At 66.4% G+C, this 13,609-nt stretch carries 9 protein-coding genes; 4 read left to right on the top strand and 5 right to left on the bottom strand.

What is annotated here, in order from left to right; genetic code table 11:
* Window position 1 precedes the first annotated feature (1 nt).
* Together fabD and MMA15_RS10570 are read left to right on the top strand one after the other, a co-directional pair.
* Window positions 2-2,395, top strand: a complete 2,394-nt coding sequence (gene fabD, locus MMA15_RS10575) for an ACP S-malonyltransferase (protein ID WP_241058852.1) — start codon at window positions 2-4, stop codon at window positions 2,393-2,395.
* 196 nt (window positions 2,396-2,591) lie between these two features.
* On the top strand, window positions 2,592-3,836 hold the full coding sequence (locus MMA15_RS10570) for a cytochrome P450 (RefSeq protein WP_241058851.1): 1,245 nt from the start codon (window positions 2,592-2,594) through the stop codon (window positions 3,834-3,836).
* 87 nt (window positions 3,837-3,923) lie between these two features.
* On the opposite strand, the gene MMA15_RS10565 is transcribed toward MMA15_RS10570, so the two are convergent.
* Both MMA15_RS10565 and MMA15_RS10560 read right to left on the bottom strand, forming a co-directional pair.
* Window positions 3,924-4,613 (bottom strand): 4'-phosphopantetheinyl transferase family protein, encoded by a 690-nt coding sequence (locus tag MMA15_RS10565; protein ID WP_241058850.1) that lies wholly within the window; start codon window positions 4,611-4,613, stop codon window positions 3,924-3,926.
* Window positions 4,610-5,488 carry a metallophosphoesterase family protein gene (locus MMA15_RS10560; protein WP_241058849.1) on the bottom strand — a complete coding sequence of 293 codons (879 nt, stop codon included), beginning with the start codon at window positions 5,486-5,488 and terminating at the stop codon, window positions 4,610-4,612. Before MMA15_RS10560 ends, MMA15_RS10565 begins: the two co-directional genes overlap by 4 nt.
* 302 nt (window positions 5,489-5,790) lie before the next feature.
* Between MMA15_RS10560 and MMA15_RS27860 the strand changes: the two genes are divergently transcribed.
* Window positions 5,791-6,093, top strand: a complete 303-nt coding sequence (locus MMA15_RS27860) for a hypothetical protein (protein WP_277400134.1) — start codon at window positions 5,791-5,793, stop codon at window positions 6,091-6,093.
* Window positions 6,094-6,270: 177 nt separating this feature from the next.
* Here the strand turns inward: MMA15_RS27860 and MMA15_RS10550 are convergent, their stop codons facing one another.
* Both MMA15_RS10550 and MMA15_RS10545 read right to left on the bottom strand, forming a co-directional pair.
* Window positions 6,271-7,458, bottom strand: a complete 1,188-nt coding sequence (locus tag MMA15_RS10550; RefSeq protein ID WP_241058848.1) for a P-loop NTPase fold protein — start codon at window positions 7,456-7,458, stop codon at window positions 6,271-6,273.
* Window positions 7,439-8,755, bottom strand: a complete 1,317-nt coding sequence (locus MMA15_RS10545; protein WP_241058847.1) for a P-loop NTPase fold protein — start codon at window positions 8,753-8,755, stop codon at window positions 7,439-7,441. The genes MMA15_RS10550 and MMA15_RS10545 overlap by 20 nt, the downstream gene beginning before the upstream one ends.
* Window positions 8,756-11,202: 2,447 nt before the next feature.
* On the opposite strand from MMA15_RS10545, the gene MMA15_RS10540 reads away from it, so the two are divergent.
* A complete protein-coding gene (locus MMA15_RS10540; RefSeq protein WP_241058846.1) occupies window positions 11,203-12,156 on the top strand; it encodes a NaeI family type II restriction endonuclease in 954 nt (317 codons plus the stop codon).
* Between the two features lie 103 nt (window positions 12,157-12,259).
* Here MMA15_RS10540 and MMA15_RS10535 read toward each other — a convergent pair whose 3' ends face one another.
* A complete protein-coding gene (locus tag MMA15_RS10535; RefSeq protein ID WP_241058845.1) occupies window positions 12,260-13,594 on the bottom strand; it encodes a DNA cytosine methyltransferase in 1,335 nt (444 codons plus the stop codon).
* Window positions 13,595-13,609: the final 15 nt, after the last annotated feature.

Raw genomic sequence — 13,609 nt, 5'->3', positions numbered from 1 at the left:
GATGGAGGCGGTCGTCTTCCCCGGCCAGGGGGCCCAAGCACGCGGCATGGGGCGCGAGTTGTTCGACGCCTTCCCCGAACTCACCGAGCGCGCCTCGGACATCCTCGGATACTCGGTGCGCGAACTGTGCGTGGAGGACCCGCGGCGCCTGCTGCGCAGCACTCAGTACACCCAGCCCGCGCTCTTCGTCGTAGGAGCGCTGGCACACCGCAGGCGGCAGACGGAGACGGGCAGGCGGCCCGCGTACTTCGCCGGGCACAGCGTGGGGGAGTACTGCGCTCTCCACGCCGCCGGAGCCTTCGACTTCGCCACCGGGCTGCGCCTGGTCCAGCGGCGCGGAGACCTCATGGCACGGGCGGAGGGCGGCGGAATGGCCGCCGTACTCGGCCTGGACGCGGGGGAGTTGACGGAACTGCTCCAGCGCGGCGGCTTCACCTCCCTCACGCTCGCCAACGACAACGCCCCCGCCCAGCAGGTTGTCTCCGGTGCCGCCGACGAGATCGCCGCCCTGGACGCCCACCTGCACGAACGGGGGGTGCGCTGTGTGCGCCTCAATGTCTCCGGAGCGTTCCACTCGCCGCTGATGCGGCCCGCACAGGAGGCGTTCGAGGAGTACGTGAGGGGCTTCTCGCTCGGCGACCCCCGCACGCCCGTGATCTCCAACGTCACCGCGAGCCCCTATCCGCCGGGCAGGACCGCCGAGTTGCTCGTCGAGCAGATCGCCAGCCCCGTGCGCTGGACCGACACCGTGCGCCGGCTGCTCGAACTGGGCGTGGAGGAGTTCACCGAACTCGGCGGGAACGTCGTCGGCAAGCTCATCCAGCAGACCCGCGACGTGCCCCGCCCGGCGCCCGCGCCCGAACCGCCCTCAGCGCTCCCCGCCGCCGCTGCGCAGGCCCGTACGACTCCCGTGCCCACCCCCGTAGCCGACCCCCCACCTTCACCTGCACCTGCGCTTTCACCCGCAGCTTCCCCCGCACCGCGACCGGTCTCCGGAGCGGCGACGCTCGGCAGCGCGGTCTTCCGCACACGGCTGGGGCTTCGCTACTCCTACGCCGCCGGCGGCATGTACCGGGGCATCGCCTCACCGGCCATGGTGATACGCCTCGCCCGCGCCGGCATGCTCGGCTTCCTCGGCACGGGCGGACTGACGCCCGCCGCGATCGAGGAGAACATCCTGGAGGTACAGCGGGAACTGCGCGCCGGGGAGCCCTTCGGCGTCAACTTCCTCGCCGACCACGACGATCCGGCCGCCGAGCGCCGCGTCGCCGAGATGCTGCTGCGCCGCGGCGTGACCGTCGTCGAGGCGGCGGCCTTCATCCAGATGACCCCCGCCCTCGTGCTCTACCGGGCCCGCGGCATGAGCCGGGCCGCGGACGGCGCACCGAAGTGCGCCCACCGCATCCTGGCCAAGGTCTCCCGGCCCGAGGTCGCACGCGCCTTCATGTCACCGGCACCGGTGAAGGTCGTGGACGGGCTGCTACGGGAAGGCGCCATCACCCCCGAACAGGCCGACCTCGTACGGCAGGTCCCGATGAGCCACGACATCACCGTCGAGGCCGACTCGGGGGGCCACACCGACGGAGGCATCGCCACCGTCATGCTGCCCGCGATGCTCGGCCTGCGACGGGAGGCCCAGCGCACACACGGCTACCCGGAGCCCGTCTGCATGGGGCTCGCAGGCGGACTCGGCACGCCGGAGGCCGTCGCCTCGGCCTTCATGCTGGGCGCCGACTACGTGCTGACGGGGTCCGTCAACCAGTGCACCGTCGAGGCGGCCACCAGCGACGCCGTGAAGGACATGCTCCAGAACATCGACATCCAGGACACCGGCTACGCACCGGCGGGCGACATGTTCGAGATGGGAGCCAGGGTCCAGGTGCTGCGCAAGGGCGTGTTCTTCCCGACCCGCGCCAACAAGCTCTACTCCCTGTACCAGCAGTACGACGGCCTCGACCAACTCCCCGCGAAGACCCGCGCGTTGCTGGAGAAGTCGTACTTCCACCGCACCCTCGACGAGATCTGGGCGGAGGTGTGCGACCACTACCGGGGCAAGGGCGAGCCCGGAGTCGTCGAAAAGGCCGCGCAGCAGCCGAAGTTGAGGATGGCGCTCGTCTTCCGCTGGTACTTCGCCTACTCGGCGCGGCTGGCGCTGACCGGACAGCCCGGCGACAAGGTCAACTACCAGGTGCACACCGGGCCCGCGCTGGGCGCCTTCAACCAGTGGGTCAAGGGCACCGCCACCGAACCGTGGCAGGCCCGGCACGCCGACTCCATAGGACTGATGCTCCTGGAGGGCGCCGCCGAACACATGGCCGCCGCCTACGAGTCGTGGGGCGACACGTCGCGCTTCACGGCCGAGCGGCCACCGGCGATAGCCGCCGCCCGCACCTGAACGCCCCACCCGAACAACCCCGCACCTGAACGACTCCGTATGCCCATCCGGCTACGTACGAGCAGCACGGAGACAAGAACCCGCCAACGCACCGACCCGCTAACGCACTCACCGCGAGCGCACCAACCCGCAGAACCACGAAGGCACCAGCGACGCTGACGCGCCGAACAAGGCGCGCACCAAGAGGGGACACACATTGACCACCCACGTCACCGACGACATAGACGAGATCGTCACGGAGATCTTCCAGTCCAAGGAGGGGAAGAGGAACCCCTACCCGCTCTACCGGCGGCTCCACGAACAGGGACAGGTGCACCGCTCGGCCCGACTGGGCTGGGTGGCCACGGGCTACGAGGTGGCCGCCGCCGCCCTGCGCGACCCCCGGGTCATCAAGGGACCCGAGCAGATACAGCCGGGACGCCCCGACCCGGCCGAGCACTCCGCGGAAGCCCTGCTCCGGGGCACCATGCACCGGCTCGACCCGCCCGACCACACCCGGCTGCGCCGCCTCGTCAACGGCGCCTTCACCCCACGGAGCGTCGCCGCGCTGGAGCCCGCGATCCAGGAGCTGATCGACGACCTGATCAAACCGGCCGTAAGGAAGGCCGAGGCCGGCGAACCCGTCGACATGATGAGCGGCTTCGCCTTCCCCCTCTCCGTGGCCGTCATCGGCCGCATGCTCGGGGTCCCGGCCGCCGACTGGCACCGCTTCCACGACGTCGTGCTCGACCTCTCGTCCATGGTCGAACTCGGCTTCGTCGGGGACGAGTTGCCCAAGGCCGACGCCGCCGCGGACGAACTCGTCGCGTACTTCCGCAAGCTCGGTGCCGAACGGATGCGGCGTCCCGCCGACGATCTGACGTCCACGCTCGCCAACGCCACCGAAGCAGGCGACCGGCTCACCGAGCAGGAACTGGTCACCATGCTGATCCTGCTCTTCATGGCCGGTTTCGAGACCACGACCCACTCCATGGGCAACGGCATGTTCGCCCTGCTGGAGAACCCGGACCAGACGCGGTGGCTGCGCCGGAACATGGACGCCATGCCGGGGGCCGTGGAGGAGCTGATCCGCTACGACTCCCCGGTGCAGTTCATCACCGGCTACACCAAGGAACCCGTCGTCCTCGCCGACGGCACCCAAGTCCCCGCCGACGAGTACCTGTTCCTGATGATCGGCGCCGCCAACCGCGACCCGCGCGTCTTCACCGACCCCGACCGCCTGCTCCTCGACCGCGGCGAGTCCGCCGCCATGAGCTTCGGCGGCGGCATCCACTACTGCCTCGGAGCGGGACTCGCCCGGCTGGAGATCCGCAAGATATTCACGTCGCTGCTCACGCGCTTCTCGAAGATAGAACTGGCCGAGCCCGACCCGGAACGCCGCACCGGCCTCGCCCTGCGCGGCTACGCCCGCATCCCCATGTGGCTCACCCCCGCCGAGTAGCACGGCACTCGGCGGCCGTTCCGCGGTGCCGTCGCGCCGCGAACCACCAAGTGCCCCGCTCCCCTTCGGGGGCGGGGCACTTGCGGATCACAGGGGCGTACGAGCCTGCGAGCCATGACCGAGAAACACAGCGGTGACGAGCAGCCCCCGCTCCGCCGCCCAGCGCCCCGTCAGGCCCCGCAGCCGCTCCCCGCCCACCACGGGCCCCTCGACCAGAAGCCGCGCGGAGAACGTACCGGCCGCCGCATCGATGACGACCTCGGCCTCGGAGAAGTCGAGTTCACGAGAGGTCAGCGGATACCAGACCTTGAAGACGCTCTCCTTCGCGCTGAACAGCAGCCGCTCCCAGCACACTTCGGGACGTACGTCCGCCAGCGCACGCAGATGCTCGCGCTCCCCGGGCAGCGACACGACCTCCAACACGCCCTCCGGCAGTGGCCCGTCGGGTTCCGCGTCGATGCCGACACCGGCCGCCTCGGCCGCACGGGCCACCGCTGCCGCCCGGTAACCGTCGCAGTGCGTCATGCTGCCCACGACACCCTCCGGCCACCGTGGAGCACCGCGGTGCCCGGGCACCAGCGGCACGGGCGGCACCCCCAGCCGCGCGAGCGCGCCCCTCGCACACGCCCGTACGTCCGCGAACTCCCGCTGCCGTTTGACCACCGCCTTCGCCACGACCGCCGCCTCCTCGGGAAAGAGACCGCCGAACGCGCTCCCGTCACCGTTCCCGAATCGCTCCTCGGTGCGCACCTGCGCCGGCAACAGCCCCCCGATCACCGGGAGTTCCCATGGACGCGCGGGCTCCCGCAGGACTCCGAGTCCGTCGGGGGCAGGGGAAGGATCTGACGCAGCCGTCTGCGCGGCTCACGCCCCCGCCACTCGCGCGGATATCCGACGGAGACCTCCTCGAAGCGCACCCCGTCGTACCAGGTGACCCTCGGAATGTGCAGATGCCCGTAGACGACGGTGACGGCGTTGAACCGCGTATGCCAGTCGGCCGTCAACTCCGTGCCGCACCACTGGGCGAAGTCCGGGTAGCGCAGCACCCGCGTCGGCGCCCGCACCAGCGGGAAGTGATTGACGAGAACGGTGCGTTCGCCCGGCGCGAGGGCAGTAAGCCGCTCCTCGGTCCTGGCCACACGCTCCCTGCACCAGTCGTCCCGCCCTTCATGAGGATCGGGGTGCAGCAGATACTCGTCCGTGCACACGACGCCCGCCTCATGGGCCCGCCTCAGCGACTCCTCCTTGCTGTCGGCGCCCGGCACGCGGAAGGAGTAGTCGTAGAGCACGAACAGCGGCACAACAGTCACCGGCCCGCCCTCACCCCGCCACACCGGATAGGGGTCCTCCGGCGTCACGACGCCAAGGCCGCGGCACATCTCCACCAGCCGCGCGTAGCGCTCCTCGCCCCGCAGATCGCACAAGTCCCTTGGATGCGTCCACAGTTCGTGGTTTCCGGGCGTCCAGACCACCTTGGCGAAACGCCCGCTCAGCAGCCGCAGCGCCCACTCGACGTCCTCGTAACGCTCGGCCACGTCGCCCGCCACGATCAGCCAGTCGTCCCCGGACTCGGGAACCAACTCGTCGGTGATCGCCCGATTCTCCTCATAGGCGACGTGAAGATCACTGACGGCGAACAGCTTGCCCTTCATCAACGCGCCTTCCCCAACGGCCTGGTCAGGAGCCGCCCCACGTGCACTGCCCGCACGCCCTCAGCCCCCACGAACCCTACCGGCCGCGCACCGCCCACGCCCGTCGCGCCCGACGTAGCCGGGCGGCCCCTCAAGTGACCCTCCCCGCAGGCTTCGCGCAAGGATTTCCACGCAACTCCTGCTGGTGAGCGACCCGCCTGTGGCACTGTGACAACGGTCTTCATCCCGACTCCGGCACGAGGCACGCCACGCGCGGCCACGACCGGCGTACCACCACCGAGCAACGGCGACAGCGAGGCCCCATGTCCTACGGCCCACCCCCACCCCCTCAACCACCCCAGCCCGGCAGCCACCCACCCCTGGGCCCCGGCCTGGCCATAGCAGCCCTCATCCTCGGCCTCCTCGCCTGCACCTTCCCCCTCCTCCCCTTCAACCTCGACCGCTGGCGCCAATTCGTGGCCTTCCCCCCGGCGGTGGGCGGCCTGGTCCTGGCCATAGGCGCCTGCACGGGCCACCGCCGCGCCAAGCCGTTGGCGGTGATCGCGGTGGTCGTGTGCGTCCTGGGGCTGGGGATGACGGTGTTCATGGTGGCGGGGAGGGCGTGAGTGAGGGGGCCGGGGCTCGCCTCCGCCCCGCCGCCAACCAGGCTGCCGAAGCCTAACGGCGGGTGCGGCGGACCGCACCGTGAACTCGCCGCGTTCTGGCGGTCGGGTGCGGCGGGCACTGAGGTACACGCGCTGACAAGTACGCAAGCCGGACGGGGACTTGAGTGCTGCGCCCGGTCATCGGATGAGGTGGCGCGTATAGAAAGAGAAACGTGCCAGCCTGAGGCACCACTTTTGGTAGAGGGAGCTGTCCATGGTTACTGGGGTGCTCTCGTTGATCTCGTCGATCAGAGCCGCCACGCGCTCTCCCGCTCCGGAACCAGCTGAGGTTCCGCGCAGCACATCCGTGATCTTGGTGTTCGGCGAGGCCTCTTGGACGGCCTGGAAGATGGTCTTGGATTGCCGTGGGGTGCCGACCAGGACGGCCAAGAGGATCTGGACGACCTGATGTTCTCCCGGTGTCTCACGGGTACCGACGAAGGCCGGGAGATCTTCAGGACTGACCGAGATGCGGACGAGTCGATAGAGGTTCACCAGTTTCTTGGTCGCTCGGGGCGTAGTGGTCAGGCTGCCCACCCTGGCCAAGAAATCTCTTTCCGCTTCTTCGAGTTGCAGCTGAACGGAGCCCCCTCCGGGTGCTTCTGGCGCCTCGTACGTTCCGGGAGCCTCGTCGCCCCTTTCAGTCGTTTCCCTGGCTGAGTCGACAGCGGCGTCGGTGTCGGGTCGGGCGGTCGGCCCGTCCGACTCGTCCTCGGCGTCGGGACTGTCAGCGGTCTCAAGAGCTTCCAGCAAAGAGTTGATGAGCCGTGCGGTCTTCTCCGGCGTGGTCGGCGGAACGACGAACGGGATCTGAAAGATCTTGTCCAGGTAGTCGAGAGGCGTGGCGACGTTCTCTGCATCCGTGAAGCCGGGGGTACCCATAGAGTTCATGAACAGCTCCCGATAGTGATGTTCGACGGACCTGAGCAGCCAGCGGGGGTCGACCGCCACGACCACGACGAACAACGGCAGAGCAAGCATCAGGTGGACGGCGGCCAAGACCTCCACGACTCGTGGCGGCGGACACCGGTCGAGATCATCGATGTACAGAATGACCCGCTCTGGGTGGTGCGACTGGCCTGACCGCGTATGCATCCGCTGTGCGTGAGCGTTCTGGAGTTTCTGTTCGAGCTCACGCAGATCGGTGTGCACCTGTCCTATGAGTCCTCGGTACGACTGGTAGGTCTCCGGTGAGCTGCGTTGCTTGATAAAATCCTCGAGTTGCTTGACCGCGTCCATCTCGGCCAACTCGCCGTAGTGGGCATTGATCTCCTCCTGCCCGGTGCGGCGACGTTCCTCCAGGAGATTACGGAGCCGACCAGCCACGCTTTTTTCCTTCCACGTGCGCGGCTCGCAGCGCACGCCAAACGAGGAGGAACGGGGCTGCGAAAACCCCGATAGCACCGATACTCACGGCCAACCAGGATGACACCGGGGTCTTCAAGGCGAGGGCGAGGGCAATCGCAACGACTGAGAGAAGCCAGACCGATATAGGCACCAAACTGCGGCGTATGTCCCGAAGCAGAAGTCGTACGGAGGTAAAAAGGAGCCTAGGGGCCTCGACGATGGGTCCAAGGTTCGACAGGAAGCCGGTGGGACGCTCCCAGGAAGATCGGTCAAGCTGTTCCTCGAGAAACTCTTGATCCCTCGTCAGGCGATTCAGTCGCGCTTCTTTCTGCTGCTGCTCCTCTGCCGTCTGTGCTGGCGGCGATTCCTCAGGAAGCGTGGAAGCCAGCTTCTGGAACAGGTGGTCTGCCAGGCCCGACCACACGTGTTCGTCGCTGTAGTGCCAGGCGTTGAAGTGCACTTGGCAAACCTTCGACGTGAACGCACTGGGGCGGTTGGGGTTACCGGGATTTTCATGAGTCAATTCGTACACTCTGCGACTCATCTGGCTGATGAAGCTGGACTTTCCGGCGCCCCATTCGCCGAGCAGAGCAATGGCCAGTGGCGGAGCGGTGGATCTCGCGACAGCCAGCTTGGCCAGCATATCCACGTCTCCCTCGTTGCTGAGGAGGTCTTCGGCGCTGGCGGCGTCGCTGTTCAGTTCGGGAAGAGACTGCGTCGCGTCGACGGGTTTTCCCGGAACGGACTCCGCCGATGTCGACACGAGGGCCTCCAATGAGTAGCGACGCTGCAACAGGTCGGCTTCCGTCTCGGTAAAGGCCTGAAAACCCATGATGTTGCGGTTCGGGTTCCAGTCGAGCAGATCACGTATCTCCTCGATGGGGATGTCGAACTCCCGGGTTCCTGAGAGTGCGTACATGTACTCCCAGGTGTCGCCCGTATCGGGATCCCTGCTCCACAGACGTGCGGCCAGTTCCGGGTTCCGCCAGGTCAGTGCCACCGTGCCACCGAGATACAAGCGTTTGTCCCCGCTAAAGAAGACCCACGAACCCGGGATCATCTTGCGGATGTGAGGCAGATTTCGCTGGCCCTTACCGGGCATCACGCCCCACATCTGTGCAGTGCCGCCGGGGAAGAGCCGTCGCAAGGCCTCCAGAGTCTCCTGATCCAGCAGATCTGCGTGCTGCTCGAAGGCGACAGGCCTGGCGATGGTGGCCTGGTAGTGCCTTGCGACGGTCTTGTCCGAGCGTCGAGCCGGTTGCGCGAGGATCCGCATACTTCTGCTACTTCCCGAGGTTGGTCTGTTTGTCGTCGCGTCCACATCCACCGAGGTCTGCTGGACGACGCCTGGCGCGGAGCAGCAGCGATCCTGCCGCGGTCCTGACCACTGACGGATCGCCCCGCAGTTATGTCTGGTTTCGCCGCGGCCGGACCACCATAGGGGCCGGGCCGACCGAGCGTAGGCGTCCCGATGGACCAACTTCGTTGCTGCGACCGGGACTTGAGAGACTGAGACAATACGACAGCGGATTCGGTCCCGAGTATCGTCCGCCTGAGCCGGGCCGGTTGAGCCGCCTCCAACGAGCACGAGGTCCTGCGACCACTCTCGCTCAAAACTCCCTTCCGGCTGCACAGACGAACGTGTGGACCGCACCGTGATCTTGCCGCCGCGCCCCTTGCACGAACCCTCGACGGAAGCCGTCAGCGGAAGCGACGCGTCGTCGGAGGACGACGTCAGTACGGTGAGCAGCGCACGGCGTAGAGCGTGAGTGTGAGGCAGCCGGGGATTCCGATGGAGCCGTTGCTGGCCACCCGCCTCGGGGACTGCCGCGAGACGGCCGTCCCCGACCCGCGCATCGCCCCCGCGGACGCGGCGCCCGGCGCGGGACCTGCAGCGGATCCGCGGCGAGATCCCCAGCGGGGGCCAATCACCGACCGGAGCCGGCCCGCACCCGGGCCCGGTGGTCACCACCCGTGCGGCTCAAAGGACTTCGGGCGGACGGGACGAACCCCCGACGGGTCCGCGGTGGAGGAGCCGGGCCCAGAGGCGTTCCGCCGCCGCATGCGACGGCCGCTCGTGTGCGCGCTGGCGATCGACATCCTCCTGCTCCTCGTCGCGCCCAACTATGTGTCCTGGCGATCGCTTCGGTCTACGCGTTCGTGATCACGCTGCTGTGCGGGTCTCGCTGCCGCTCCGCCAAGTGCGGTCGCTGCGGGCGGGTCCTGCCGGACTCTCCCGTTCGGATGACCTTCACCAACTGACCGTGCACTGACGGAACATGACGGCCGTCAGGTTCGTCCGGCAGGAGAACAAGCGAGGACTCCCCCTCACGGCGACTCTCTCGGAAGGGGCGCAGACCGTGGTGCCTCGCCCGCTGCACAACGCTGACGGCATGCTGACGTGCACGCTCACCTGGCCGTACAGGAAGGACGCGAAGGCCCGCGCAGAGAGTCTGGAACACGGCGCTGTGCGGCCACGCGGGCGACTGCTATCCGAGCCGGTAATGCCCCAGTGCCTTGGCTCCCGCCGAACCGGGGGGATCGGCCCTCCACTTCGGCTATGGAGAACTTCGCGCCCAGGAAGCCACCGGCTGCCCGATCACCGAACTCCTCACCCATCGCGGACCCGGCAGTCGGCCAATCCCTCTCACCGGGCAGAAGGGCCATCAGGTGTGAACACCGCGAACGCCGCCCGACCTTGCTGTGATTTCCGCCAACGCGACCTGACCTGGTCAGGTGCGGGGCACCTTTAACGCGACCCGTTCGACGGGGAGTTGGCGTGAGTCGGCGGATCTGCTGCTCGGGCTTCGTGTCCCGGCTGCGGAACGCCTGAAGGTTCCGTCGGCGGGCGTCCGGCGAAGCCCACGATCCCTCCGGGAGGCCCAGTCTTCGGCGTCGCTCTCTGAGTTGGCCATGGGACTCTAAATGTCAGTCGTCAGGTGGTGTGCCAGAGCGTAGCGCTTGGCGGGAGCCGACTCGGAACTCGGTGCTCGTTCGCGCGATCGGCGCAACTTGGGGGTCCGCTGCACTTGCTGCCGATTCTCAGCATACGGCGTACACGTCACTGCACTTCGGCCAACTCATTTCGCTCAGGGGTAAATACATCAACACTGCGAAAGGCGTGCTCATGGTTCGACGCTCCCAGATGAAGATGCAGCCAGAGCCCTCTTCTACCGAGCTGCTCGCGGACGTCGAGCGGCACCTCGACCGCTTCGCTGGAGGAGGTTGTGACGGCTGCGTCTTCCTCTGCCCGCAAGGTGGTCGGCTCCGTCCGAGCCACTCCGTGATGACTGGGCTAGGACCAAAGCCAACCCCTTCGGCACAGGGCGTGCCACGCACTTCACCAAGCAGAAGAGCCAGCTCCGGCCGACACCCCCCTGGGCTGGCCCTTCTCGTAATAGCCTCCGCAGGATTCGAACCTGCGACACCCGCTTTAGGAGTTCGATCGGCAGGCTTCACCGTTCGAACGCGCCACAGGGTGGCGGGGTCGGGGATCGCTCACGGGTGCCCGTGGCCCTCGACGTTGATGTCAGTGATGGGGGTCCGTAAGGCGAGCGGCGTCCCCGTGCCCCGCCTCCCAAGCCACGCCACCTGACTCACTGTCAACGGCCCCATGTAGCGTCCCCGCCGGTGCTGCCGAGTCGAGCGGTGAAACGCGCATGCCGACGTCGCTACCCTACTGGCGCACATCTGTTGACCCCCGCCAGAAAGGGACTTCCAACCATGCCGGCATCCCAGCCGCCGTTGTTTCCCGTCGTGTCAGACACGTCCCTTGACCCCCAACTTGAGACGGTCAGGGCCGCAATCATGGCTGCCGACCCGCACGGCGAGCAGTTTGGCGCCGCACTTCGCCGTACCTTCGACATGCTCCTTGACGGTCAGCACACTGGCCGGTTCCGCTGGGAGCAGTTACACAAGACAGAGAAGACCCACGCCGGCACCCTTGTGGAGATCAACCTCCAACGTGCTTTCGGCTTTTCTGATGGCAAGCGGATGGACTACTCCATCGAGAGTATCGATGTTGATTGCAAGTACTCCATGGAAATCGGAAGATGGATGATTCCACCGGAGGCGATGGGTTACCTCTGCCTGGGGGTTTGGGCGAGCGACAAGGCAGGCATCTGGTCGGCAGGACTCTTCAGGGTCACTGAGGAAGTGCTGACCAAGAAGGAAGGCAACCGTGATGGCAAGCGGTCCCTGACCGCAGCTGCCCGCGAGACGGCAATCCGGTGGCTTTTCAAGGACGCACCGCTACCGGAGAACATCCTTCTGCGTCTCTCGCAGCACGACATTGACGCGATTTTCGCTCCCAGATACGGAACCCAGCGAGTGCATGAATTGTTTCGTAGAGCGCAGGGACGTGTAGTTTCCCGCGGTGTGGTGGCTACCGTGGCACAACAGGACGATTACATGAAGCGGGTGCGCTACAATGGCGGTTCCCGCTCCGCGCTCCGGCCAGAAGGGATAGTGATTCTCGGCCAGTACGGAAATCATCAGGCCGTTGCCAGGGCTCTGGGACTGCCGGTACCCGGTGCCGGTGAGTCCGTCAGTGTTCGCCTGGCACCGTGGACATCATCGCATGCTGGCGTTCCGTGGGTGGAGTTGGAAGGCCGCAAGTGGGTCGTAGCAAGGGACGTCGACCCGCGGGTGGATGCACCTGTGCTCCCGGAGCGGTAGGGAATTGCATCAAGGGTGGGGGCCGACCGGAAGATGGGCGAGCCTGTTTCCGGTCCATTCGTCTGCGGTCTGAGGGCGAGATTGATGTGGAAGATGCGCCGAGTCACCTATCGCTGGTCGCCGCGAGCGAAGAGTACCGGGCCGTAGCCGATTCGGGGCCAGCCACGACCATGGTTTCCCTGGTCTGTTTGAGTACGGCAAGCCTGTGAGCTGCTGCTTCGCCGTTGATGCGGACGCTGTCATCTACACCGAGCGGTAGTGGCTGTTGTGTGGGGACGTCCTCGTACTTGTCGTCGTCAAGGATTGGTCCCTGAGTGAGCTCACCGGTACGCCCGAGTGCCTCCGCAATGGCACGGCCGACTGCTTCCGCGACTGGGGGTGGAAAGGCGTTCCCTACCTGTCGATAGCGAGCCGTCTTGGCCCCCTCAAACACCCAGTACTTGGGAAATCCTTGGATGAGTGCTGCCTGGGCAACGGATAGCATGATGCCCTTGTTGAGGTCGAGTAGATCGCGGTCCAGGTCCTTCTCGAAGTTGCGATCTCTCTTCTCGTTGGCTACGCCGAGCCCATTGACACCGAACGCTTCCCATGCCTTCTTAGCCCGCGTGGGGCCAAGATCTGCTCCCCCGTGGATTTTGGAACCACCCACGAGGGTCGGGGCGATCCCGACTGGAGCATTCCTGGCTTTGCGTTGCCATTGGACGTACGCCTTTTCTGCCAAGTTGCACTGTTCGGTTGTCTTGAGTTCGGGGGCCTCGTACCTTCCGATCCCGCAACGGCGCCTCATCGTGTCATCGAGGGCTTGAAAAACAGTTTTCGTCCGGAAGTCACCACCCTTCGGCCAGGTGAATCCTCGATGACAGTCCTTGCGAATTGCTACGAGGATGGCGCGCGGGCGCAGTTGCGGGACGCCGAAGTCGGCGGCTTCGAGAATTTCCCACCCGCAGACAACGTAGCCAGCCTCGCGAAGCTGCTTGATAATTCCCTTTCGATACGTGCGGAAACGGTCTGCAGGCTCCTTTAGGCCCCGCACGTTTTCGATCATCACAGCCCTGGGCTCTAGTTCCCGGACGAGGTCGAGGAACTTAGGGAAGAGGTCGCGCTCATCGTCCTGCCCCAGCTGCTTGCCTGCAATGGAAAATGGCGGACAAGGGACACCCCCGGCCAACAGGTCAAGTTTTCCCTTCTCCAACTCGGGGAGGATCTTGAAAGGCTGAAAATCCTTAACGTCCTTATCGAAGATCTTGCAGTTAGCGCGCTCCCACTTCCAGCCCTTTGTGTGCTTATTCTTGATGTTTGCTCTCAAGGTTTGCACAGCATGCTTGTCGATCTCGACCAGGGCAAGGTGGCGGAAATTGGCGGCATGCAGTCCGACGGCTTGCCCGCCTGCTCCCGCGCAGATCTCGATGGAGGTCAGCTTAGGGGTGTTTCCGCCCATCAGGTTCTGTCGCCT

Source organism: Streptomyces marispadix, from assembly GCF_022524345.1.
Taxonomy (GTDB): domain Bacteria; phylum Actinomycetota; class Actinomycetes; order Streptomycetales; family Streptomycetaceae; genus Streptomyces; species Streptomyces marispadix.
This window is presented reverse-complemented; position numbering and strand designations above follow the sequence as displayed.